Here is a 23,824-nt window from a genome sequence, read left to right on the forward strand (position 1 = left end):
CAGCAGTAATGATGACGGCGCAGGATGCCCTGGCTGCGCATTCGTTCTTCCTTATATATAGAAGAACAAAAACGCGGTTAACACACCGAATGCTACCGGCTACGAAGAACCCGCGCAGTCGGGCAATAATCGCCGTCTTTTATGTATTCACACAGTAAACAGGGGTAAACAGCCTCCCTGCGCCGGCATTTATCCGCCGGTAAGCGGGAAACCGCATTATCGCCTGCTTACGCGCCTGATCCCGTCTACTTTGTACGCAGTTCCGTTATTCAACAGGCTGTTACGTCTATTAAAGGGGAGTGACTGTCGGAATGCAAACTTTCCTGCTTTTCATATGCTGTCGTGGCGGCAAGCCGATTTTCCCGGTAATTTTGTTTAGTATAAAAAACATTATAATTCAACCACTCATGTTAAATAGGCGGTAAAAACAGATACTTTTTTGTCACAATCGCACGATTGAATCTCGCCTTCATCCGCCCAATATGATGTGATAAGCCCAATTGAACAGACAGTTGGCTCTCGCTGTCGATGACCAAGACAGTCACTTGCATTAGCTTGTAAATTGTATTAAACGAGGATGCGGTAACGCATTATGACTTTACACACTGCCCCGATACTGACCTCATTGCTGGATACCGACGCCTATAAACTGCATATGCAGCAAGCGGTCTACCATCACTATCATGATGTGCATGTGGCCGCTGAATTTCGCTGCCGCGGCGATGAGTTGTTAGGGTGCTATGCCGATGAGATCCGGGCGCAGGTAGAGGCCATGAGCCAACTGTCGCTGCATGACGATGAGTACGCCTACCTCGCTTCCCTGCCGTTTTTCAAAACCGATTATCTCGACTGGCTGAAAACCTTCCGCTTTAATCCGGCGCAAATCCGCGTCAGCAATCATCAGGGCAAGCTGGATATTCGTATCACCGGGCCGTGGCGTGAAGTGATTCTGTGGGAAGTGCCGCTGCTGGCGGTCATCAGTGAAGTGGTGCACCGCGCCCGCACGCCCGGCGAGCACGTCGCCGCCGCGCTCAGCCAGTTGCACGACACGCTGGCGCGTTTTCGCCAGCACAGCGCCGATACCGACCTCAGCCGTTTCAGACTGATGGATTTCGGCACCCGCCGTCGTTTCTCTCGTGAGGTTCAGCACCAGATCGTGCGGACTCTCAAGGCGGAGTTCCCTTATCTGATCGGCACCAGCAACTACGATCTGGCGCGACGCCTGCAACTGACGCCGGTCGGTACCCAGGCGCACGAATGGTTCCAGGCCCATCAGCAGATCAGCCCGACGCTGGCCAACAGTCAACGGGCCGCGCTGGACGCCTGGCTGCAGGAATATCCGGAGCAGCTTGGTATCGCGCTGACCGACTGCATCACCATGGACGCTTTCCTGCGCGACTTCGACCGGCAATTCGCCCGGCGCTATCAGGGATTACGGCATGACTCCGGCGACCCGATCGAATGGGGTGAAAAAGCCATCGCCCATTATCACGCGCTGGATATCGATCCGATGAGCAAAACGCTGGTGTTTTCCGATAACCTCAATCTGGAAAAAGCGCTGCACCTTTACCGTCACTTCGGGCAACGCATCAACGTGGTCTTCGGTATCGGCACCCGCCTGACCTGCGATATCCCCGGCGTCAAACCGTTGAATATCGTCATCAAACTGGTGGAGTGCAACGGCAAACCGGTAGCCAAGCTGTCAGACAGCCCGGGAAAAACCATTTGCCAGGATCAGGCGTTCGTCAGCGCGCTGCGCAAGGCGTTTGATCTGCCGCGAGTGAAAAAAGCCTCCTGAGCATCGTGCCTCCTGTACGACTGACTACTCTTTAAGCCGGCAGCACCGGAATCGCGTAAAACTTGGCGCGTTCCGGTGATTTCTGCTTGTGTCCTGCCTAACGACAAGTAACATAACGAAACGCCCGTTGCTGGGCAGTGACAGTTACCCATTAAATTTCACCAATAGAGAGAATGTTATGAGCGTAGTGCCTGTAGTCGACGTACTGCAAGGCCGTGTCGCCGTTGACAGTGACGTCACCGTGCGCGGCTGGGTACGTACCCGGAGAGACTCTAAAGCCGGTATTTCCTTTATTGCCGTCTATGACGGTTCCTGCTTTGATTCGCTACAGGCCGTCGTCAATAATAATCTTGCCAATTACCAGAGCGATGTTCTGCGTTTGACTACCGGTTGTTCGGTGGAAGTCACCGGCAAGGTGGTGGAATCTCCCGGCGAAGGCCAAAGTTTTGAGCTGCAGGCGACCGAAATCAAGGTAGTCGGCTGGGTGGAAGATCCCGATACCTATCCGATGGCGGCCAAACGCCACAGCATCGAATACCTGCGTGAAGTTGCGCATTTGCGCCCACGCACCAACCTGGTCGGCGCCGTCGCCCGTGTGCGTCACACGCTGGCGCAGGCTATCCATCGCTTCTTCCATCAGAGCGGTTTCTACTGGGTTTCCACCCCGATCATTACCGCCTCCGATACCGAAGGCGCCGGCGAAATGTTCCGGGTATCCACACTGGATCTGGAAAACCTGCCGCGCAACGATCAGGGAAAAGTGGATTTCAGCGAAGATTTCTTCGGTAAAGAAGCATTCCTGACCGTATCCGGCCAGCTTAACGGCGAAACCTATGCCTGCGCCCTGTCTAAAATCTACACCTTCGGGCCGACCTTCCGTGCTGAAAACTCCAACACCAGCCGCCACCTGGCAGAATTCTGGATGATCGAGCCGGAAGTGGCGTTTGCGACGCTGGACGACGTCGCCGCACTGGCGGAAAACCTGTTGAAGTTCGTGTTCAAGGCCGTACTGGAAGAACGTGCCGATGACATGAAATTCTTTGCTGAACGCGTGGATAAAGACGCCATCAGCCGGCTGGAGCGTTTTGTCAGCTCTGACTTCGCCCAGGTGGATTACACCGATGCCATCACTATCCTGGAAAACTGTGGGCAGACATTTGAAAACCCGGTTTCCTGGGGCATCGACCTGTCTTCCGAGCACGAACGCTATCTGGCAGAAAAACACTTCCAGGCGCCTGTCGTCGTCAAAAACTACCCGAAAGATATCAAAGCATTTTATATGCGCATGAACAGCGACGGCAAAACCGTGGCGGCAATGGACGTACTGGCGCCGGGCATCGGCGAAATTATCGGTGGTTCCCAGCGTGAAGAGCGTCTGGAACAACTGGATGCCCGTCTGGAGGAAATGGGACTCAGTAAAGAAGACTACTGGTGGTACCGCGATCTGCGTCGTTACGGCACCATCCCCCATTCTGGTTTCGGTCTCGGTTTTGAACGTTTGATTGCTTATGTAACCGGTGTACAAAATGTGCGCGATGTCATTCCGTTCCCCCGCACACCGCGCAGCGCCACCTTCTAAGCAAAAAATAACATAAGAAAAACAGATATCTGCACTAAGAAGGGCACCTTATGGGTGCCCTTCTTTTTTTGCTTAATGAATGTGTCATAAAGTTCCCTTATTTTTACATTTTGAAATATATTTTTTCCAATTATTACGTTTTTACGAAATTAGTATCATTTAAACGGTAGATAAACGAGGGCGTGAATGGAAAACTGCGTGAAGACACAGGAAGACAACTGTGCTCGCAATAAAGTTCCGTTAAGGTTTTTAATTGTGATGCAGAAGTCTGAATAACACCAATGAGGGTAATTAATAATGATGAAGCGCAATGTTCTTGCAGTGGTAATTCCTGCTCTGCTGGCTGCCGGTGCAGCTAACGCGGCTGAAGTGTACAACAAAGACGGTAACAAGCTGGATCTGACCGGTAAAATTCACGCGGTTAACTACATTAGCAGTAATGACAATGGCAAAGAAAATTATTTCGGTCATGGCGATGGCACTTACGCTCGTTTAGGTTTTAAAGGCGAAACCAAAATCAATAGCGACCTGACTGGTTATGGTCGTTTTGAATATCAGTTCGATGCTAGCCATGCAGAAGATACTAATGGCTTGTCTGCAAATGGCAGCCGTACTCGTTATGCCTATGCCGGTTTAAGATTTGGCGACTTGGGTTCTCTGGATTATGGTCGCAATATGGGTATTGCCTATGATGGTATCTCTTATACCGACGTATTGCCTGAAATGGGCGGCGATACTGGCTATACCGACAACCTCACTGGCCGTAATGCTGGTGTCCTGACTTACCGTAACAAAAACTTCTTTGGTTTAGTTAATGGTTGGGATTTTGGTGTTCAATATCAGGCTAAACATGAAGATGGCACTACTCTGAGACGACAAACTGGTGATGGCTGGGGTGTTTCCTCATCTTACACCTCTCCGATCGGTGTTGGTGTAATTGCTTCTTATGCCGCAGCTGATCGTACCAATAATCAACGTCTGGGTGCTACTGGTGGTCAAGGGGAGAAAGCTGAAGCTTGGGCTACCGGTCTGAAATACGATGCAAACAATATCTATCTGGCTACTACTTATGGCGAATACCATAACCTGAGCTATGTTGGGAGCCGAGTATTCGACAAAACCAAAGTATTTGAAGCTACTGCTCAGTATTCCTTCGACTTTGGTCTGACTCCACAAGTTTCTTACGTTGCAGCTAAAGGCTACGATGACACGGATAAAACCGCTGCTAAAACCAGCGGTTACCTGAATAAATACGTTAGCGTCGGTGCTAACTATGCATTCAACAAGAACTTCTCTGCTCTGGTTGAGTATGAAATCAACCTGGTTAAAGATAGCAACGACCTGCGTAACGGTTCCACCGATGATGCTGTTGCTGTTGGCGTAACCTATCAGTTCTAATCCGTTATCTTCTATAGCTGACATATTTCCAGCTTATTTGATAACTTTAACGCCGACGCTTCCTTTAGGTCGGCGTTTTTATTGATTACCCATTAATAGCGCCTGAGATATAATTGCCACCTTATTTTTCGCCATTGCAATGACAAAATGATGACAACAGGATTTCAATTTCATTAAATAAAATAATGAGTTACCTCATTTTTTCGTCTCACTCATCTCTTCTCAGATAAAAAGTTACCTGCGTAAGTTGCCAAATAAATTTCATTTTTTTGACGCCGATCGATAAAAACGCCAATCATTTACATTTTGAAATTCAATATTTCATTTTGTTTCAAAAAGTGGAAATTAGTAGCATTTGTGGGGTAGATAAACCAGGGGGTGGATGGAACACTGCCAACGGGTATAAAGACATCGGCACAACGCAAAAGTTCCATTGAAGGTAAATTTTTGCTTGTGACTGAGATGATATGACTCAATGAGGGTACTTATAATGATGAAACGTAATATTCTGGCAGTGGTAATCCCGGCTCTGTTGGCTGCTGGCGCGGCAAATGCAGCTGAAGTGTACAACAAAGACGGCAACAAGCTGAATCTTAACGGCAAACTTCATGCAGGCTACATTTTCGGTGATCAGAACGACAGTTTATTTCCTCATGGTGATAAAACCTATGCTCGTCTGGGTTTCACCGGTGAAACCAAAATCAATAGCGATCTGACTGGCTATGGCCGTTTTGAATATGAATTCAACGCATCAAACGCCGAAGACACCAACGCAAGCAAGAGCAAAACTCGTTATGCGTATGCTGGTCTGAAATTTGCCGATTTTGGTTCTTTTGATTACGGTCGTAACCGCGGTATTGCTTACGACGGTATCTCTTATACCGACGTTCTGCCGGAATGGGGCGGTGACAGCAGCTACACCGACAACATTACTGGCCGTAGCTCTGGTCTGGCCACTTATCGCAACAAAAACTTCTTCGGTTTGGTTCAGGGTTGGGACTTCGGTGTGCAATACCAAGCCAAACATGAAGATTCTAGCGATTTGTCCAGACAGACTGGTGATGGCTGGGGTATCTCTTCCTCCTACACGTCTCCGATTGGCGTAGGTGTAGTCGCTTCTTATGCTGCAGCCGATCGTACCAATAGCCAGATGACTTCATCTTCATTTGGTCAAGGCAAAAAAGCTGAAGTTTGGGCTACCGGCCTGAAATATGATGCAAACAACGTCTACCTTGCAGCGTCTTATGCTGAATACCACAACCTGAGCTACTCTAAAACTGGTTCAGGATCAGCTGCTACTTACTTTGTTTACGATAAAACAAAAGTATTCGAAGCGGTTGCTCAGTACAACTTTGACTTCGGTCTGAAACCTTCTTTGGCATATGTATCAGCTAAAGGCTATGATGATACGACAAACCAACGTAGTGGTGACCTGGTTAAATACGTCAGCGTTGGCGCAACCTATTCTTTCAACAAAAATATGTCTGCATCTGTTGAATATGCAATCAACCTGATTGACAAAGATAACAACACTCTGCCTGGCGTGAAAACTGACAACAGCGTCTTCACCGGCCTGACCTACCAGTTCTAATCCCTTTTACGTTTTCAACGTAAAGAGGCAAAGCCAGGACATGTTCCTGGCTTTATTATTTCTGCGGTATCTCGTCTGCTTCTTCTCTACTGGGTATTTATACCACCACATTCCTTCCCGCCATTATTTCCGTTTCTTTTGATGCAAACGGTTGGCAAAGCCGGGCGCTGGCGTTAACCTGCTATTTCTGTTTACTCTCTGTCATGGATTACTTCGCAATGTTTGAAAAAATCTCTGCCGCACCTGCCGACCCGATTCTGGGGCTGGCCGACCTGTTTCGCGCTGACGAGCGTCCTCATAAAATCAATCTGGGGATTGGTGTCTATAAAGACGAAACAGGTAAGACGCCGGTACTCACCAGTGTTAAAAAAGCGGAACAGCTGTTGCTGGAAACAGAAACCACCAAAAACTACCTGAGTATCGATGGCATACCGGAATTTGCCCGTTGCACTCAGGAACTGTTGTTCAGTAAGCAGAGCGAGATCATTGCGAATAAACGAGCACGCACCGCACAAACGCCGGGCGGCACCGGTGGCCTGCGTGTCGCCGCAGACTTCATTGCCAACCAGACCAGCGCCAAGCGTATCTGGGTCAGTAACCCGAGCTGGCCGAACCACAAAAATATTTTCACTGCCGTCGGCCTCGAAGTCTGTGATTACACTTACTACGATGCGGTTAACCACGCGCTGGATTTCGACGGTATGCTGACCAGCCTCAATGCGGCTCAGGCCGGCGATGTTGTGCTGTTCCATGGCTGTTGTCATAACCCCACCGGCATCGACCCAACACAAGCGCAGTGGGCGCAGTTGGCCGATCTGGCGCTGGAGAAAGGCTGGCTGCCGTTGTTTGACTTCGCCTATCAGGGTTTTGCCCGTGGTCTGGATGAAGACGCCGAAGGGTTGCGTATTTTTGCCGCCAAACACAAAGAATTAATCGTCGCCAGTTCTTACTCCAAGAACTTTGGCTTGTACAACGAGCGTGTCGGCGCCTGCACTATTGTGGCGGCAGATACCGCTACTGTCGACACCGCATTCAGCCAGGTCAAGGCGGCGATCCGCGCCAACTATTCCAACCCACCGTCACACGGTGCGGCGGTTGTGGCGACGGTGCTCTCCAACGAGTCGCTGCGTAACATCTGGGAACAGGAACTGACGGCAATGCGTGAACGTATTCAGCGCATGCGTCACCTGTTCGTCAGTACGCTGCAGGAAAAAGGCGCCAATCAGGATTTCTCCTTTATCATCAATCAGAATGGCATGTTCTCTTTCAGTGGACTGAGCAAGGATCAGGTGCTGCGTCTGCGCAACGAATTTGGGATTTACGCGGTGAACTCCGGCCGAATCAACGTGGCGGGCATGACACCGGAAAATATGGCGCCGCTGTGCGAAGCCATCGTTGCAGTGCTGTAATGATACTTGCCGCCCTTTTTAAAGGGCGCATGCAGACAAAAAGGCCAGCAAATATGCTGGCCTCTTTATTGCACAATACAATGGGAATCAGTCAGTATCGCGCACAAACGGGTTAGTACGGCGCTCTTCACCAAATGTGGACATGGGTCCGTGACCCGGAATGAAAGCGATATCATCGCCCAGCGGGAACAACTTGTTGCGGATGGAATCCACCAGCGCCTGATGGTTCCCTTGCGGGAAATCACTACGCCCTACTCCGCCACGAAAAATCACATCGCCAACCTGTGCAAAACGCGCCTGTTCATCAATGAATACCACATGACCCGGCGTATGCCCCGGGCAGTGCAGAACCGATAATACCGATTCGCCAATGGCGACGGTATCGCCTTCCTCCAGCCAGCGGGTCGGTACCAGCGGCGGACAATCATTCAAACCAAACATCCGACTCTGGGCGGGTAGCCCGTCGAGCCAGAAGGCGTCTGCCTGTTGCGGGCCAACGATCGGCACCTGAAAATGTTCAGCCAGCGCCGCGGCGGCGCCCACATGGTCCAGATGACCATGCGTCAACAGAATCTGCGTCACCGTCACGCCGGTCTGCGCCACAACCTGCTTGATTTTGTCTGCTTCGCCGCCGGGATCAACAATGGCGGCCTGCAACGTTTTTTCACACCATAACAGCGTGCAATTCTGGCTAAAAGCTGTGACTGGAATAATCTGGTACTTCATACCGCTCCGTTTTACTTCAATCCTTGTTCAAGGGAATGCCGACTTCGCCTACTCAGTGATTCATGTTACCAGGTGCGAACCGCACCGGTATCAATGTGCACAAAATTGCTCTGCGGGTAATAGCCAACGCCGCCGGCACGCATTTTCATCGCGGCTTTTCGGATATTAGCCAGTTGGACCCCTTCGATATGGAAATCCATGGCTTTTCCCTGGGTGTGATAGCTCTGTTTTGCCACGCCCTTACTGTGCGACCGTAAATCCTCATTGGTGCTGTAAGAACGATAACCCGAGATCAGCTGTACCGGCTTGGCAGAACCCAACATGACTTGCAGGCGGTATAGCTGATCAAACAGCGCCGGGTCGATGGTTTTGACCTTGTTCGCCCGATAATCGCGGAAGAAATGGTTTAACCGGGATAACTCTTCTTTGTTATAACGACGACCATCGAAGAATTCGACTTTGAGGCGCTCACCGGTATTGATATTGTTCAGCGTAAGAATGCGCGGACGAGCCGTAGATAACGAAGCCAGCGATTGACCCGGTAGCAGTGCTATCCCTAACGCCGCGCCGCCGAGCGCCAGCCATTTGCGTCGATGATTATCAATGTGTTCCATAAAGCTTGAGTACCCTGGGCTAAAAAAAGCGAAGAGAAGAACAACAGGTGAAGCGGTACGTAAAAAATGCACCGCTTCGCACCTTAACTGCCTGCGGCAGGAGCGTCAACCGGCTTTACGCCAACTCTGGCGCGAGGTCCCACCGCTTTTCGCCTGACAACGCCCGTGGACGCAACCCGAGAATTGCCCGCATTACGGATACTTACTGTAATAATAATCCAACCTTAGACAAAGCCAGCGCGCCGGTTTTCACCGTATCATCATAATTGTAAATATCTGTGCGGAACTGCGGTTTGCCATCGTCAGCCACCCAGGCAGTCAGGTAGTAAAAATTCACCGGTACTCTTTGGCGCACCGCCACATAAGTGGTGTTGCCCTGCTCAAGGGTTGACGAAATACGGGCATTGTTCCAGCCGGCATCCTGCAATAACAGTGCCGCCAATTCCGATGCCTTGTTAACACGCACACATCCCGAACTCAGCGCCCGGATATCTCTCTGAAACAAATTGTGGTTAGGCGTATCATGCAGGTAGATGGCGTCCGTATTCGGCATATTGAACTTATAACGCCCCAGCGAATTGCTGTCCCCCGGCGCCTGACGCAGGCGGTACGGGAAGTTGCTGGCCGAAACCATCGGCCAATCGATCATCGAAGGATCAATCGGCTGAGCGCTTTCGGTCCAGTCTGACAGTACGGTATAACCGTGGCGCTGCAGATACCCCGGGTCCTGAATCACCTTAGGAATGATGTCCTGACGGGTAAGCGTGGTAGGCACGTTCCACGGCGGATTCATCACCACATTGCTCAGCGAACTGTTCATCAGCGGCGTCTTGCGTTTAGGCTGACCGACAATCACCTTTGACGACAAAATCTCCGCGCCATTCTGATAGTAACTGAGCGAGTAGTTGGGAATATTAACCACGATGCCGCTGCTGACCTTGTCCGGCACCAGCCGCAGGCGCTGGATATTCAACGCCAGCAACGTAGCACGCATCTGCGAAGAGACATTGAGCCAGTCGCGGGTTCGTTTACCAATCACGCCGTCATCCTGCAGCCCTTGCGAGTGCTGGAAGCGTTTCACCGCATCCACAACCGCTCCGTCATAACGCAGCGGCGATGTATCACCTGACGACGCCTCATTAAACAGCGGCATCGCGGCACCATCCTGATTCAACATGCCGGTTCGCAGCAGAATCTCTTTTAAAACCGGTAACGCGTTGCTTTCATCGCCGGGACGCAATGAGTCCGCCAGTATAAGTTTCGGCCAGGGACGGTTGTCCGTCAGCATGTTTTTCAACGCGTCGTGCATTTTTGCATACTGGGAATGACGAGGCGCCAGCGACGCAATAAACGCCAGCCCGTTGCCCGATGCAACCGCCCGCTGCCACTGCTCAATCATCTCCGCCGATGGCATAGCCAACTTATAGGGAACGCTGCTGTACAACCAGCTGTTGCCGTTTTTCTCCACCCCGGCAACAAACTGCATGTACCCGAGCATGGCGTCCGACAGCACCACATCACGGGCAAAACCGTTTAATTTCGGGTCGGTCAGCCAGGTGACCCAGGTAGTGAATTGCGGTTGAATACCGGAAAGCGCGACTTCCGCCAGTTGCTGCTGAAACGCTTTGACGACGTGGCTGTCGCTCCACATCGGTTGCATGTGCTGGCGCGTATAAAGCGCGGTCAATTCGCCAAGATAATGAGGTGAAATACCGGCGGGCAAACCAGCGGTAACAGAGGTATGACTTTTTGACGCGGCCGATGACACTGCATTGCCCGGTGCAATCGGCGAAGCCGCCTGAGCGGAAAACGAAGTCAACAGACTACCCAGCCAAATCGAGCTGGCTACCCCCAGAAGCAGTCTTTGTGTATTTCGTTTGACTAACAACATCCATTTATCCCCTGTACATAAAATGACACTGCTTTTATCACACTGCGTTTTTCGCAACCGGCCTGTTTCTGTTAGCCAATTATTTTTCGCAACCGATATATCCGTTGCAACAAACCGCCGTGGCGCTCGGAATAGTTCGCCCTGACGGGCAAACCGCGTCACGAATAATGGCGGGGTACTCCCTAGTTTATACTGATTTTACGGCGTGGCATGGGAAATAATAAGCCAGTTACTCCCCTAATTCTGACCATCATACAGTCAGTTATCTTATCGTTCCCCATCAGACTCGCCTACCGAGGCCACGTATTTTAGCTGGAACAGGAAATCTCCAGATGCTTGCCCCATGTCGGCGGCAACGCGGCCAGATCGGCCATGTCCGGCTGCTCCGCATAGGGTTGACGCAACGCCCGGTGCAAGCGCCCGAGTAAGCCGATATCCTCCCGCTCCGCCTGTTCTATCGCCTGCTGAGCCAGATAATTGCGTAACACATAACGCGGATTGGCCTGCTTCATCCGACGCTGGCGCTCCGCGTCGTCAACGCTTTCCAACGCCAGCCGCTGACGGTACGCGCTGAACCAATCGTCAAATACCGGGCGATCGATAAACACGTCCTGTAACGGTGAGTGGCTGCTGTGCCGTTCTGTTTCCGACAATAGTCGAAAAATGTGGGTATAGTCCGCCTGCTCGCGCTGCATCAGCTTCAACAGCCCCACCAGCAATTCGTTATCCTGCGCCTGCGGCGTATCAAAACCGAGTTTGGCGCGCATCAGTTCGCCGAAACGTTGCATCAACGCGGGCTCATAGCGATCCAACGCCCGTTGCAGGATATCGCTGGACATCAACCCCGATAGCGACTGCGCCAGGCGGTGCAGGTTCCACAACGCCACCGCCGGCTGATTATCGAATGCGTAACGCCCCTGATGGTCCGAATGGTTACAGATGTAGCCGGGCTGATAATCGTCCATAAAACCGTACGGGCCGTAGTCGATGGTAAGGCCAAGAATGGACATATTGTCGGTATTCATCACACCGTGGGCAAAGCCAACGGCCTGCCAGTGAGCAATCAATCGCGCAGTGCGTTCCACAACATCGCTGAACCACAGGTAATAGCGATCGGTTTCCTGCTGCCACTGCGGCCAGTGGCATGCGATGACGTACTCCGCCAGCTGACGCACCTTTTCCGGTTCGCGGCGGTAATAGAAATGTTCGAAGTGACCGAAACGGACATGGCTATCCGCCACTCGCAATAGCATCGCCCCCCGCTCTTCCTGCTCACGCTGTACCGGATGGTCGCTGCTGACGATAGTCAGCGCACGCGTAGTGGGAATGCCGAGATGGTGTAGCGCTTCCGACGCCAGAAATTCGCGCACCACCGAGCGCAATACCGCCCGGCCGTCGCCCATGCGTGAATAGGGGGTCAATCCCGCGCCTTTAAGATGCCAGTCTTGTGTACGTCCATCCGCCAGTTGCTGTTGTCCGAGCAGGATGCCGCGTCCATCACCCAACTGCCCGGCCCAGCCCCCGAACTGATGACCGCTGTATACCTGAGCCAGCGGCGCCATGCCCGGCAACAGCCGTTCTCCGGTCCAGATTCGGCGGTTGTCGCCGTCAAACCAGTCGTCCGATAACCCCAGTTCCTGAGCAAGCGTGGCGTTATGATATAGCAAACGCGCCCCCTGCAATGGCGTGGGCGTCAGCTCGGTGTAAAACCCCGGTAGTTGCTGGTGATAATGGTTATTAAACAGAAGGTGATGCGACATAATTCCCCCTTTTCCGTCAGTGTAGAACCGCGGCAGGAGAATTAACACGGAATAAATACAGGGATATTAGCCGTATGGAAACATTAACAAATAATATAGATAGCGTATGACCAACAAGCAGCAGGCGCCAGCCGCAGCCGGACGCCCGCATTGGCTAACCGTAACAGGCAACCGGCATCAGCGCATTATCCAGCGCTTCCGGCGGCAAGCTCGGCCATAATTGTCCCTGGACAGCGTTGACGTCAAGCTCACATATTTTTTCAAAACTGGCTATATTATCAATCCCTTTCGCCACGACTTTCAGCGAGGGGCAATGTTTTTTCATCACCTGCAACATCGGATTAATAATAGAAACAGACGCGGGTCGGGTTAATAATTTATTGATAAACGCGGCGTCCATTTTCACACTGGCAACCATACCATCATAAAATGGCTTCAGATTCATTTTTCCGGAACCGAAATTATCCAGCCATAAATGGAAAGACTGGCTTAATTTAGTCAGTTGAGAATTATCCCGCCCACGGGATATATCAGGAAAACTCTCATTAATTTCAAGCTGCAAAAAAGGCAGCGCGCGAAACTCCTGGCCCAGCGACTCGTCATTAACCAGAAACTCCGTCAATGTATGATCGATCTTCAGCAGAACAGTCACCCGGTTATTGATAAACCAGGTTGATTTATCCTTCAGGATTGCCAGTTGCTCTCTCAGCAAGGTTCGCTTCTGCCGATGGTTCAGCATGCCCAGTAAGATTTCCTGTGGCATGGACAGACTTCCTGCCGTGCTCTGGAAACGTCCGATCATCTCTAGCGCCAGCAACCGTGAATCCAGATGATAAATCGGAGAGAAAAGATACTGACTGACATAGTCAACTTCAAGCTGGATACGCATAGTGTTATAGCCAGATTAAAAAGGTTAAACCCGCCGTAACGGGCAGCCAGACAATGCATGCCTGACCTGAATCCTATTCGCTGCTACCACTCCAGAAACATTAAAGATTATTAACTATGATACTCAAACGGGGCACATAATATTATGCTGATTCAGCAGCTATTATTCCGATTCAACAATCGTACGCCTAAATACCCGTAAGAAGATATGATAAATAATCTCAATCCTTTTCTTCACGCGAATACCCATTTGGTTACTACCAGAACCGACACTAATCTATAATTCGGTGGTATCGAAAAACAATCCGTTTTTCATTTTTCAGACAAAGCCCTAATACCCATTTCAAATTATTAACGAATACTTTCCGATAACCAGACAATCAATGCGTTTATTTCGTTATGCTGTTGGGGAAAATCCTCCGCCAGCCGCTCGCCAACAGCCACCAGCGCATCCGGACGGTATGACACCCCTTCCAGCCGCTCCGCCAGCGCTTCCAGCGGAGTGGGATTGAGGCTATCGGTAAAGAGCTGACAACGGCTGATGACGCCACGCTCCACGTCGAAATGCAGTTCCACGCCACCCCAGTCAAAACGGGTATCCAGCATATGGGTAAATTCCGGCGCCTGACCAAAATTCCACGCCCAACTGCTCTGGCGCGCGAACAATTCAGCGAACCCTGGCAGATCCGGTAAAACGTCAGGTGAGATAATCTCCGGTTGGCACCGGGTTTGATAATGTTCGAAAAATGCCTGCGTAACGGCATCGCAAATCGCCTCATGGCTAATCCCCGGCAACAACTCCGCCAGATTAGCCACCCGCGAACGTACCGATGCAATGCCTTTGGCTTGCAATTTCTTAACATCCGGATTGAGGTAATCGGCCAGACGGGAAAGGTTGGCCGCCAGCAATAACGTCCCATGATGAAAACCGCGATCGGCGCTTTCCCGATAGGCGGAACCGGAAATTTTTCTTACACCATCCGCAGTTTCAACCACCAGGTCGTTGCGCCCTGATGCCTGCGCCGTCACCCCGCACATTGCCAGCGCCCGCAGGATAATGCCGGTGGAAACGCTCTTGTCATAGCCGGGTTTGCCCGCCATGAAGGTAAAACAGGTATTGCCGAGATCGTGGAATACCGCCCCGCCGCCACTACTGCGCCGCGCCAGTTTGATGCCATCCTGCTCCATGCGCCGGGTATTACATTCTTTCCACGGGTTCTGCGCCCGACCGATCACCACGGTTTCCGCATTGCGCCATAAAAACAGTACCCGCTGCGTGGTCGGCATCTGCCGGAAAATGCACTCCTCCACCGCCAGATTGAACCAGGGATCGACAGAGTCGGAAATCAACAAACGCAGTGCAGGCATGGCGAAACTCCGAATAGCAGGTTGACCGCCGCTGGGCGGTCGGAAAATCAGATGCGACGGGCCTGCCAATAGGCCCGTTTCCAGTAAACGTTGTTCAGCGACGATCGCATAACGCCGCGGCTGGTGGAGGCATGAATAAACTGATCATTGTTGTCGTAGATGCCGACATGCAGCCCATTTTCGCCGCTGCCGGTACGGAAAAAGACCAGGTCGCCCGGCAGCAATGCGTCACGATCGACGCGAGTGCCGACTTCAGTCTGCTCCTCCGTCGAGCGCGGCAGCGTCAAGCCGAACCGGTCACGAAACGTCAGATAAACAAAACCGGAACAATCGATGCCGTTCTGATCCAGCCCGCCATAGCGATATGGCGTGCCACGCCACTTTGCCAGTTGGGCGTGCAACTGCGCCCGCACCTCGCCGGCATCGCCCAGGCGAGTACTCTGCGGAACGTGGCTGCTGCATCCAGCCAGAAACAGCGCCATCAGTATTAACCAGAATCTCCAGAACTTCATGCATCGTGCTCGCTGTTGACGGGGAATAACTGTTGACGAAGAACAGTTGTTGATGAAGAACAGTTGTTGGTGAAGAACACCCACAAAAACCGAATTACGTTATATTATCATTTGCGCCCGGGCATTAATCGGCCGAAAACAGAGAATTTTTCTGTTGTGACAGCGCGTTACGAAGAACATTTTGCCTGGCGTCACCCGCGAACCAACCGGAAACCATATCGACCCGGCATCGGGGCTTCCCCCGATGCCGTCATTCCTGCTGCGCCAGCATCCAATGGCGGCCGTCCAGCGCATAACGCGTAAACGCCACCCCAAATACCGGGGACAGCGTTTCCGGCTGCATCACATCAGCGACCGCCCCTTGCGCCATCAGCCCGCCACGCGACATCAGCCATACCCGGTCGGCATGATGCAGGGTATGGTTCAGGTCGTGGCCCGACGCAATGACCGCAATCCCGGCCCGGCACAGCTCTGCCAGCAATGAATCCAGCGCCACACGCTGGGCGATATCCAGACTGGCGGCCGGTTCATCCAGCAACAATAACCGGGCTGAAGGATTGAGCGTCGGCCAGACTTGCAGCAGCACCGCCGCCAATCTGACCCGTTGCCATTCGCCGCCGGAAAGCCGGGCCAGCGGACGACGTAGTTTATCCGTCAGCGACAATCGCTCGGCCAACTGCTGCACCACCTTATCCACGCTTTCAGCATCGCAACGCGACGGCTGGTGCAACTGCAGGTACTGGAACACCGGCATCAACGCCAGTGCGCTATGGTGTTGCGGCAGGTAGGCGCGTACCCTCGCCAGATCGCGCGCCGACCAGTCGGCAATCGCCTGCCCCAACAGCAGCGTCTCGCCGTCCCCCGGCTGTAATCCGGCCATTAACGCCAGCAGCGTGCTCTTACCCGCGCCATTGGGGCCAATAATGTGCACCAGTTCGCCCGGGCGGCAACGCACCGCCACCGATGACAAACGTCCGGCGACGCTAACGTTGTGCAGGTACAGCAGCGGTTGGGCAGACACCGTTACTGCGCCAGCGCCTGCTCAATAGCTTTGATAATCGCGCCGTCATCCGGCGTCATATCCGGCGAGAAACGCGCTATCACCTCGCCACGGCGATTGATCAGAAATTTTTCGAAGTTCCACAGGATATCGCCCGGATGAGCCGGCGCCTGCCCTTTGCTGACGCGGCGCTCGTAAAATTCACTACCCTGCGGCCGCAGCGCCTCCGGTTGCGCCTGAATCAACGCCTGATACAACGGATGGCGCCCGCTCCCGTTGACGTCAATTTTGCCAAACATCGGGAACTGTACGCCGAACGTCCCACGACAAAACGCGTGTATCTCTTCATTGCTGCCCGGCTCCTGCCCGGCAAATTCGTTGGAGGGAAACCCCAGTACCGCAAACCCGCGGTCACGATAGGTTTCATACAGATTCTCCAGCGCTTCATATTGCTTGGTCAGCCCGCACTGCGAGGCGACGTTGACCACCAGCAGCACGTTGTTGCGCCAGTTTTCCAGCGATGCCTGACGGCCATCGATAGTTTGCAGGGGAATTGCGTATAGCGTATTGCTCATCGTCTGTTCCTTTTTCGTCACACCGGCTTGCCGCCGGCCTGTTCATCATTGCGGGGATCACGCCTGATGGCGCAGCAGCAGCCAGATAAACCAGGGCGCTCCCAACGTGGCGGTGACTACGCCAACCGGCAGCTCCGCCGTCGCCAGCAACGTGCGCGCCAGCGTATCCGCCAGCATCAGCACAGCGGCGCCAGCCAGCCCGCACCCGGTTAATAGATAGCGCTGATCGGTCAGCCCGCACAAGCGCAAAATATGCGGGATGACCAACCCGACAAAGCCGATCACTCCAGCCAGCGCTACGCTGATGCCCACCAGCGCGCCCATCGCCAACACCAGCACATTGCGCCAGTAAAATACCGCGACCCCCAACTGCCGGGCGGCCAGCTCGCCCAGCGCCAGTTGATTGAGCACCCCGCCGCAACGCGCCAGCCAGGCCAGCAGCGGCAGCATCAGCAACATCAATCCGCCGTAACGCCAGTCGACCCCGCTGAATCCCCCCATCATCCAGTACATCAGCTGGCGCAAATCGAGGCTGGTGCTGAAATAGACAACCCAGGTCATCAGCGCGTTGCAGATAATGCTCAGCGCCACCCCGATCAGCAGCAGGCGCGCGTTGGACACCCCGGCGCGGGAAAAACGCAGCAACATCAGTGTCACCAGCAGCGCGCCTGCGATGGCGCACAGGCTGAGGCTCCAGACCGGCAGCATCCCTTGTCCTATCAGCACCGCCAGCACCAGCGCCACGCCCGCGCCGCTGGATACGCCGAGCAACCCCGGTTCGGCCAGCGGATTATCGAACACCGCCTGCATCACCGCGCCGCCCATCGCCAACCCCGCTCCGACCAGCATCACCGCCAGCGTGCGCGGCAATCTGAGCTGCCAGATAAACAACGATGAGTCCGAATCCAGCCAGTGCGCCGGCCCAATCCAGCGCTCGCCGGCGCACAGGCTTATCGCCACGCCGACCGCCAGCAACAGCCATAACCCCAACAGCCGTTGGCGATCTCGCCTGCGCTGCTGCTGTTTCAGTTGGGTATAACGCACCGGGGTTGACTGCATGGGGTCGCCTGCAATGAAAAATCGGACAATGGCAATCATGATGCGCATATCCGCAGTGATATCAAGCTGATGCCGTGAATTTTCGCCAGGGAATGGAAAGCGGCTCGCAAAGTATGCCGCCAGGGATCATGACCCATTCCCCCGCCGCATTGTATGAGATGTGATTATCTTATCCAGATTGATTGTTTTTTAATCGCCGCAATCTCGGCTACCTTTATATCTATAGGTCATTATCAACACATCTGTTAGATCATCATCAACCAGTCATTCTGCGGGGTAAATTATGCTGACATCCCTTTGGCGCACGCTGTATAGCGGCCGGCGAAAAAACGAAAGCCGGCAGACCGAGCCATCCGGCAACTGCGTCGAATGCGAATACAGCTTCTACAACCACGAAGCCAACCTGCCATTCGACCAGATTGAAGAGTGCCTGCGCGCCCGCCGTGATGCGCTGATGCAGGAACATCCGCCGCTGAACGACCCCATGCCCAGCGCCATACGCCCGCGCTGGGCGGGCAAGTCATCAGGTTCAGGCTGACGGGTGTCGCGCCAGCCAGGTGCGAACGAATTCCGCCACCACTTTGCTGGCAGGACCATAGATGTGTTCGTCGAACTGGCTCTGCACCTGGCTGGGCTCCAGGTTCAGTTCCACGGTATGCGCGCCGTGTACCTGTGCTTCGTGCACAAAGCCGGCGGCCGGATAGACGTTGCCCGAGGTACCGATGGCAACAAACAGGTCTGCTTGCGACAACGCATGATAAATGCGTTCCATCTCCAGTGGCATTTCACCGAACCACACCACGTGCGGACGCAACGGCGCCGGAAACTGGCAGCAGTGGCAACGCTCATCCACCGAAACGTCGCCCGTCCACTCAAAGACCTGCCCGCTCTGGCTGCAACGCACTTTCAACAGCTCGCCATGCATGTGGATGATGCGCTTGCTGCCGGCGCGCTCATGCAGATTGTCAATGTTCTGGGTTACCAGCAGAAAATGATCGCCAAGCGCCGCTTCCAGTTCCGCCAGCGCCAGATGCGCGGCGTTGGGCGCAATCTCCGGCTGTTGTAACTGGCGGCGACGCTGGTTGTAAAAATTCTGAACCGTTTGCGGATCGCGATGAAACCCTTCCGGGGTGGCGACATCCTCCACCCGATGCTCTTCCCACAGTCCATCCGAGGCACGAAACGTGCGAATACCGGATTCGGCAGAAATCCCTGCTCCGGTAAGGACAACAACACGTGGTTTATTCACGTTTTTGACCACCAGATAATCAAGATGAAAAATGCGGGCACACAAACGCTGATGACGGAGACGCTTTCGCTGCCGAAAACGGTGTAATCGCTGACGCGAGTGCATGTCTGCTCCTTAGATTGTCTTGAGAGCGCATCGACTAATACGCTCTGCGTCCGCCCTGACAGCGGGATTGTCAGTCGTGCCCGTCATTAGGACTGACGCGGCGTCGGCTGACCCATCAAGTGTAGCAATGCTGCGCCGCGCACGCCGCCCGCATCGCCATAACGGGCTTTTTCAATACGCGGCACGCGGGCCACCGGCAACAGGCTGCCCGGCAATCGCTGCGGCAACTGGCGATAAATCTCGTCAAAATTCGACAAGCCGCCGCCCAGCACCACCAGATGCGGGTCAACCAGCGTCAGCAGATTGCCGAGACACACCGCCAGCAACGCCAGATAGCGATCCACATGCGCCTGCGCCTCTGGATCGCCGGCGTAGAACGCCGCAATAATTTCCGGCGCCGACAGCGTACGCGGGTTGAAATGCGCATATAACCATTCGAACCCACGCCCGGAGAGGTAGTTTTCCACACAACCGACGCGACCGCAGCCGCATTTTACGCGCGGGATCGTCTCACCGAGAATATCCAATGCGTCAACCGGCAAACGAAAATGACCGAATTCGCCAGCGATGCCATTCTTCCCGTCCACCACCTGCCCATTGACCACCAGACCGCCGCCCATGCCGGTGCCGAGAATAATCCCCAGCACCACCGGATAGGAGCGAAACGCCTCGTCCCAGGCTTCCGAAAGCGCAAAACAGTTGGCGTCGTTGCTGAGCCGAACCTCGCGTTGCAGCAATCGGCTGAGATCGGCGCGCAACGGCCGCCCCATGGCGGCGGGCAGATTCGCGGCGAACAGAGTACCATCGTCGGCATTCTCCATTCCGGGCACCCCCACGCCGACCAATCCGCGCCCGCCGACAAACGCATCGGCTTCTTCAGTCAGGGTCAGCAGGGTGCGCAGCAGGAGATCATAATCGTCCCGGGGAGTGGGAATCCGTTTTTGCCAGATACGCTGCAGATCGGCGTCAAACACCGCCAGCTCGATCTTGGTGCCTCCGATGTCAAAACCGTAATACATGGACGCTCCCTCAGCTTCAGACAGCATGACGCCGCCACTGCGCTCGCGCAGTGACGCGCGGGTTTACTGGCCGCTCAATATCCGGGCCGGGTCGATGCGGCTGGCGCGGCGGGCCGGATACCAGCTGGCAATCAGGCTCAGCACCAGCGAAGTGGCCAGCACGATAATCACATCCATCATATGCAGCTCCGACGGCAGAAAATCGATGAAATAAATATCGCCGGACAGAAAACGATGGCCGGTAAGCGCCTCAAGACCGCGAATGATCGGGGTCAGTTGCAGCGTGACGACAATCCCCAAGACCGTACCCACCACGCTGCCGAGCAGTCCGGCCAGCAGACCGTACCAGACAAAAATGGCGCGGATCAGCCCGTCGCCCGCTCCCAGCGTCCGTAATACGGCAATATCTCCGCTTTTGTCTTTCACCGCCATCACCAGCGTGGAAACGATGTTGAAGCAGGCCACGCCGATGACCAGCACCATCGCCAGGTACATGATGGTGCGGACCATTTGAATATCGCGGTACATATAGCCGTAAGTGCCGATCCAACTGCGAATATACACATAGACATTGATGGCCTCGCCGGCGTCACGCACCAGCTTCTGAGCGGCAAACACATCCTGCGCCTTGATGGCGATACCGGTGATGCCGTCGCCCAGTTCCAGATACTGCTGAGCATCGGCCAGCGGCACCAGCGCCAGGCTGTGATCCAGTTGGCCGCTTAGCTGCAAAATACCGGCCACCTGCAACCGAATGCGTTTCGGCTGCAGCAGTTTCATCTGCGGGTCGCTATTGGGAATCATCACGGTTACCCAGTCGCCGTTTTTCACGCCCAGCGTATCCGCCACGCCCTTGCCGATAATGACTTGCTGCGCGCCGGCATGAAAACGCGACCAGGCGTTATCCTGCACGAACTGCGGCAGCGCGCTAAGTTTCAATTCCTGTTCGGGATCCACGCCTTTGAACTGGATCGCCTTCAGGCTGGCGCCGTTTTCCAGCAAACCGGTAAAACTGACGTAAGGCGCCGCGGCGGCAACGCCGGGAACACGTTCAATCTTCGGCAACAGCGGTTGCCAGTCCCGGAACGGCTGGTTGGCCGCTTCGATTTCGCCATGCGGCACCACGGCCAGAATACGGTTGTTTAGCTCGCGCTCGAAGCCGTTCATCGCGCTCAGACCGACGATCAGCACCGCCACGCCGAGCGCAATACCCAGGGTGGAAATCACCGAAATCAGCGACACCATGCCGCTGCGGCGGCGCCCACGGCTGAAGCGCAATCCAACCAGCAGCGAAAGCGGAGGAAAGGTCATTGCGGCGTCCCCATCAGGGTCAACTCCTGCTGCAACTGACCGTCGCGCATTTCCAGCTGACGGCCAAGGCGGCTGGCTAAACGCAGGTCATGGGTCACCACCAGAAAAGCGGTGCCCTGACGCACATTCAGCTCACCCAGCAGTTCGAAAATGGCGTCGGTAGTGCGTTGATCGAGGTTGCCGGTAGGTTCGTCCGCCAGCACCAGCGACGGGCTATTGACCAGCGCGCGCGCAATCGCCACCCGCTGACGCTCGCCGCCGGACAGTTCTGAAGAGCGGTGCTGACTGCGCTGAGCCAGACCAACGGCGGCCAGCATGGCCTGCGCCTTCTCTTTCGCCTCTTTCGGCGCCACATTGCCTATCAACAGCGGCATCGCCACGTTTTCCAGCGCGGTGAAGTCCGGCAGCAGGTGATGAAACTGATAGATGAAACCCAGCTCGCGGTTGCGTATCGCCGCTTTGGCGGCGGCCGACAGCTGGTTCAGCGTCTGGCCCTGAAATATCACGTCGCCGGACGTCGGTGAATCCAACCCGCCCAGCAAATGCAACAACGTACTCTTGCCCGAGCCGGAACTGCCGACGATCGCCATCATTTCGCCTGTCTGCATCTCGAATGACACATCGCGCAGCACATCGGTGGACAGGTTGCCTTCCTGATAGCGTTTACACAGCTGACGACACTGCAATAAAGGTGAATTACTCATAACGTAAAGCCTCTGCGGGATGGGTGGCGGCCGCGCGCCAGGAAGGATAAAGCGTGGAAAGCAGCGCCAGCAGCATCGCCACCAGCGCAATGGCGATCACCTGCGCCGGCAGGATCTGCACCGGCAGCGCGCCGCCGTCAATCAGCAGCCCGAGCATCGGCATCAGTGTATTGAGCTGACTGGCCAGCACCATGCCCAGTATCGCCCCGACCAGCGCCCCCATCACACCGGCACCGCCGCCCTGTACCATAAATACCGCCATAATCTGGCGGCGGGTCAGCCCCTGCGTCTGCAAAATAGCGACCTCGCCCTGTTTTTCCATCACCAGCAAGCCCAACGAGGTAATGATATTGAACGCGGCGACGGCCACAATCAGGCTTAGCAGCAGCCCCATCATGTTTTTCTCCATCCTCACCGCCTGGAACAGCTCGCCTTTGCGTTCGCGCCAGTCTTTCCACGCCGTCCCCGGCGGCAACGCCTGCTGACTGAGCGTGTCCACCGCCAGCGGCTGATTGAGCCACAGCCGCCAGCCGGTAATGTTGCCGAGCGGGTAGCGCATCAGGCGTGAGGCGTCCTGCTGATTGACCAGCAACTGATAGCCATCCACTTCGCTGCGGGCGGAAAAGGTGCCGGCCACGGTAAACAAACGCTGGCTGGGCACGCGCCCCATCGGCGTCAGTTGGCTGGCGCTGGTGACCATCAGCCGTAACTGGTCGCCCGGCTTAACGCCAAGCTGACTGGCCAACCGCTCGCCGAGAATCACCTGATACTGCCCCGGCTGCAGTTGCTGCAAACGGGTATTGACCAGGTAGTTCGCCAGCGGCTCCTGCTCGTCGGGGTTAACGCCGAGCATCACGCCCACCGCCACGCTGCGGGCGCTTTGCAGCACCACGTCGCCGGTCGTCAGCGGCGCGACACGGCTGATGCCTTTCAGGCTGGACAGCGAAGAAGACGGCAGCGTCTGCGGGTCAAGGGAGCCTTGCGGCGTGGTGATGATGGCCTGAGGCATCAGCCCCAGAATGCTGTTTTCCAGTTCCCGCTCAAAGCCGTTCATCACCGACAGCACGGTGACCAGCGCCATCACGCCGAGGGTGATGCCAATAGCGGACAACCAGGAAACAAACCGCCCGAAGCGGTCCGCGGCCCGCCCTCGCATGTAGCGCAGGCCGATGAAAAGTGCGACAGGTTGATACATGAAATCCGTCTGGATGAGGTTGCTAAAGCAAAGTGAACAAGGATAATAAAGGGTAGTACCACTTTATGGAACC

At 54.6% G+C, this 23,824-nt stretch carries 21 protein-coding genes; 6 read left to right on the plus strand and 15 right to left on the minus strand.

Annotated features, from left to right (window positions below):
• Positions 1-592: 592 nt before the first annotated feature.
• The 5 genes from pncB (at position 593) to DXXMK7_RS13020 (ending at position 7,775) form a co-directional block, all read left to right on the plus strand.
• Entirely contained in the window at positions 593-1,798 is a 1,206-nt protein-coding gene (gene pncB / locus DXXMK7_RS13000; protein WP_038668102.1) for a nicotinate phosphoribosyltransferase, read from the plus strand.
• A 178-nt stretch (positions 1,799-1,976) separates the two neighbouring features.
• Positions 1,977-3,377: an asparagine--tRNA ligase gene (asnS, locus tag DXXMK7_RS13005; protein WP_038919478.1), complete on the plus strand. Its 1,401-nt coding sequence runs from the start codon at positions 1,977-1,979 to the stop codon at positions 3,375-3,377.
• Positions 3,378-3,674: 297 nt separating this feature from the next.
• Positions 3,675-4,775, plus strand: a complete 1,101-nt coding sequence (locus DXXMK7_RS13010; RefSeq protein WP_038919480.1) for a porin — start codon at positions 3,675-3,677, stop codon at positions 4,773-4,775.
• A gap of 490 nt (positions 4,776-5,265) precedes the next feature.
• Positions 5,266-6,366, plus strand: coding sequence for a porin (locus DXXMK7_RS13015; RefSeq protein ID WP_038919481.1), 1,101 nt, complete (start codon positions 5,266-5,268; stop codon positions 6,364-6,366).
• Between the two features lie 218 nt (positions 6,367-6,584).
• Positions 6,585-7,775 (plus strand): amino acid aminotransferase, encoded by a 1,191-nt coding sequence (locus DXXMK7_RS13020; protein WP_038919482.1) that lies wholly within the window; start codon positions 6,585-6,587, stop codon positions 7,773-7,775.
• 87 nt (positions 7,776-7,862) lie between these two features.
• Here DXXMK7_RS13020 and DXXMK7_RS13025 read toward each other — a convergent pair whose 3' ends face one another.
• From DXXMK7_RS13025 to btuC, 10 genes are all read right to left on the minus strand, one after another.
• Positions 7,863-8,501: an MBL fold metallo-hydrolase gene (locus DXXMK7_RS13025; protein WP_038919484.1), complete on the minus strand. Its 639-nt coding sequence runs from the start codon at positions 8,499-8,501 to the stop codon at positions 7,863-7,865.
• A gap of 65 nt (positions 8,502-8,566) precedes the next feature.
• Positions 8,567-9,115, minus strand: a complete 549-nt coding sequence (locus tag DXXMK7_RS13030; RefSeq protein ID WP_038919485.1) for a YcbK family protein — start codon at positions 9,113-9,115, stop codon at positions 8,567-8,569.
• 202 nt (positions 9,116-9,317) lie between these two features.
• Positions 9,318-11,006 (minus strand): L,D-transpeptidase, encoded by a 1,689-nt coding sequence (gene ldtD, locus DXXMK7_RS13035; protein WP_038919486.1) that lies wholly within the window; start codon positions 11,004-11,006, stop codon positions 9,318-9,320.
• A gap of 308 nt (positions 11,007-11,314) precedes the next feature.
• The gene (locus tag DXXMK7_RS13040) at positions 11,315-12,766 is read right to left on the minus strand and encodes a protein adenylyltransferase SelO (protein WP_038919487.1); all 1,452 of its coding nucleotides are present in this window, start codon (positions 12,764-12,766) and stop codon (positions 11,315-11,317) included.
• A 154-nt stretch (positions 12,767-12,920) separates the two neighbouring features.
• A complete protein-coding gene (locus tag DXXMK7_RS13045; RefSeq protein ID WP_038919488.1) occupies positions 12,921-13,655 on the minus strand; it encodes an EAL domain-containing protein in 735 nt (244 codons plus the stop codon).
• Positions 13,656-14,005: 350 nt separating this feature from the next.
• Entirely contained in the window at positions 14,006-15,022 is a 1,017-nt protein-coding gene (locus DXXMK7_RS13050) for a lipoate--protein ligase A (protein WP_038921026.1), read from the minus strand.
• Positions 15,023-15,069: 47 nt separating this feature from the next.
• On the minus strand, positions 15,070-15,534 hold the full coding sequence (locus DXXMK7_RS13055; protein ID WP_038668077.1) for an NlpC/P60 family protein: 465 nt from the start codon (positions 15,532-15,534) through the stop codon (positions 15,070-15,072).
• A gap of 250 nt (positions 15,535-15,784) precedes the next feature.
• Complete coding sequence (btuD, locus tag DXXMK7_RS13060; RefSeq protein WP_038919489.1) at positions 15,785-16,555, minus strand: vitamin B12 ABC transporter ATP-binding protein BtuD; 771 nt, start codon at positions 16,553-16,555, stop codon at positions 15,785-15,787.
• Between the two features lie 2 nt (positions 16,556-16,557).
• Positions 16,558-17,109, minus strand: a complete 552-nt coding sequence (locus tag DXXMK7_RS13065; RefSeq protein ID WP_038919490.1) for a glutathione peroxidase — start codon at positions 17,107-17,109, stop codon at positions 16,558-16,560.
• Between the two features lie 57 nt (positions 17,110-17,166).
• On the minus strand, positions 17,167-18,168 hold the full coding sequence (btuC, locus tag DXXMK7_RS13070) for a vitamin B12 ABC transporter permease BtuC (RefSeq protein WP_038921027.1): 1,002 nt from the start codon (positions 18,166-18,168) through the stop codon (positions 17,167-17,169).
• Between the two features lie 283 nt (positions 18,169-18,451).
• On the opposite strand from btuC, the gene DXXMK7_RS13075 reads away from it, so the two are divergent.
• The gene (locus DXXMK7_RS13075) at positions 18,452-18,706 is read left to right on the plus strand and encodes a hypothetical protein (protein WP_038919491.1); all 255 of its coding nucleotides are present in this window, start codon (positions 18,452-18,454) and stop codon (positions 18,704-18,706) included.
• On the opposite strand, the gene cobB is transcribed toward DXXMK7_RS13075, so the two are convergent.
• From cobB to lolC, 5 genes are all read right to left on the minus strand, one after another.
• Entirely contained in the window at positions 18,698-19,522 is an 825-nt protein-coding gene (cobB, locus tag DXXMK7_RS13080) for a Sir2 family NAD+-dependent deacetylase (protein WP_038919492.1), read from the minus strand. The genes DXXMK7_RS13075 and cobB overlap by 9 nt on opposite strands.
• 86 nt (positions 19,523-19,608) lie before the next feature.
• Positions 19,609-20,541, minus strand: coding sequence for an N-acetylglucosamine kinase (gene nagK, locus DXXMK7_RS13085; RefSeq protein ID WP_038919494.1), 933 nt, complete (start codon positions 20,539-20,541; stop codon positions 19,609-19,611).
• Between the two features lie 63 nt (positions 20,542-20,604).
• Positions 20,605-21,852, minus strand: coding sequence for a lipoprotein-releasing ABC transporter permease subunit LolE (gene lolE / locus DXXMK7_RS13090; RefSeq protein ID WP_038919495.1), 1,248 nt, complete (start codon positions 21,850-21,852; stop codon positions 20,605-20,607).
• Positions 21,849-22,556, minus strand: coding sequence for a lipoprotein-releasing ABC transporter ATP-binding protein LolD (lolD, locus tag DXXMK7_RS13095; RefSeq protein ID WP_038919496.1), 708 nt, complete (start codon positions 22,554-22,556; stop codon positions 21,849-21,851). Before lolD ends, lolE begins: the two co-directional genes overlap by 4 nt.
• On the minus strand, positions 22,549-23,751 hold the full coding sequence (gene lolC / locus DXXMK7_RS13100; protein ID WP_038668061.1) for a lipoprotein-releasing ABC transporter permease subunit LolC: 1,203 nt from the start codon (positions 23,749-23,751) through the stop codon (positions 22,549-22,551). The genes lolD and lolC overlap by 8 nt, the downstream gene beginning before the upstream one ends.
• Positions 23,752-23,824 lie beyond the last annotated feature (73 nt).

This window comes from Dickeya sp. MK7 (assembly GCF_000406305.1).
Taxonomy (GTDB): domain Bacteria; phylum Pseudomonadota; class Gammaproteobacteria; order Enterobacterales; family Enterobacteriaceae; genus Dickeya; species Dickeya fangzhongdai.

Excerpts from the sequence above, each read along its gene's own strand:
- pncB (WP_038668102.1), top strand. The coding sequence starts at position 593 with ATGACTTTACACACTGCCCCGATACTGACCTCATTGCTGGATACCGAC.
- asnS (WP_038919478.1), top strand. The coding sequence starts at position 1,977 with ATGAGCGTAGTGCCTGTAGTCGACGTACTGCAAGGCCGTGTCGCCGTT.
- DXXMK7_RS13010 (WP_038919480.1), top strand. The coding sequence starts at position 3,675 with ATGATGAAGCGCAATGTTCTTGCAGTGGTAATTCCTGCTCTGCTGGCT.
- DXXMK7_RS13015 (WP_038919481.1), top strand. The coding sequence starts at position 5,266 with ATGATGAAACGTAATATTCTGGCAGTGGTAATCCCGGCTCTGTTGGCT.
- DXXMK7_RS13020 (WP_038919482.1), top strand. The coding sequence starts at position 6,585 with ATGTTTGAAAAAATCTCTGCCGCACCTGCCGACCCGATTCTGGGGCTG.
- DXXMK7_RS13025 (WP_038919484.1), bottom strand. The coding sequence starts at position 8,501 with ATGAAGTACCAGATTATTCCAGTCACAGCTTTTAGCCAGAATTGCACG.
- DXXMK7_RS13030 (WP_038919485.1), bottom strand. The coding sequence starts at position 9,115 with ATGGAACACATTGATAATCATCGACGCAAATGGCTGGCGCTCGGCGGC.
- ldtD (WP_038919486.1), bottom strand. The coding sequence starts at position 11,006 with ATGTTGTTAGTCAAACGAAATACACAAAGACTGCTTCTGGGGGTAGCC.
- DXXMK7_RS13040 (WP_038919487.1), bottom strand. The coding sequence starts at position 12,766 with ATGTCGCATCACCTTCTGTTTAATAACCATTATCACCAGCAACTACCG.
- DXXMK7_RS13045 (WP_038919488.1), bottom strand. The coding sequence starts at position 13,655 with ATGCGTATCCAGCTTGAAGTTGACTATGTCAGTCAGTATCTTTTCTCT.
- DXXMK7_RS13050 (WP_038921026.1), bottom strand. The coding sequence starts at position 15,022 with ATGCCTGCACTGCGTTTGTTGATTTCCGACTCTGTCGATCCCTGGTTC.
- DXXMK7_RS13055 (WP_038668077.1), bottom strand. The coding sequence starts at position 15,534 with ATGAAGTTCTGGAGATTCTGGTTAATACTGATGGCGCTGTTTCTGGCT.
- DXXMK7_RS13065 (WP_038919490.1), bottom strand. The coding sequence starts at position 17,109 with ATGAGCAATACGCTATACGCAATTCCCCTGCAAACTATCGATGGCCGT.
- btuC (WP_038921027.1), bottom strand. The coding sequence starts at position 18,168 with ATGCAGTCAACCCCGGTGCGTTATACCCAACTGAAACAGCAGCAGCGC.
- DXXMK7_RS13075 (WP_038919491.1), top strand. The coding sequence starts at position 18,452 with ATGCTGACATCCCTTTGGCGCACGCTGTATAGCGGCCGGCGAAAAAAC.
- cobB (WP_038919492.1), bottom strand. The coding sequence starts at position 19,522 with ATGCACTCGCGTCAGCGATTACACCGTTTTCGGCAGCGAAAGCGTCTC.
- nagK (WP_038919494.1), bottom strand. The coding sequence starts at position 20,541 with ATGTATTACGGTTTTGACATCGGAGGCACCAAGATCGAGCTGGCGGTG.
- lolE (WP_038919495.1), bottom strand. The coding sequence starts at position 21,852 with ATGACCTTTCCTCCGCTTTCGCTGCTGGTTGGATTGCGCTTCAGCCGT.
- lolD (WP_038919496.1), bottom strand. The coding sequence starts at position 22,556 with ATGAGTAATTCACCTTTATTGCAGTGTCGTCAGCTGTGTAAACGCTAT.
- lolC (WP_038668061.1), bottom strand. The coding sequence starts at position 23,751 with ATGTATCAACCTGTCGCACTTTTCATCGGCCTGCGCTACATGCGAGGG.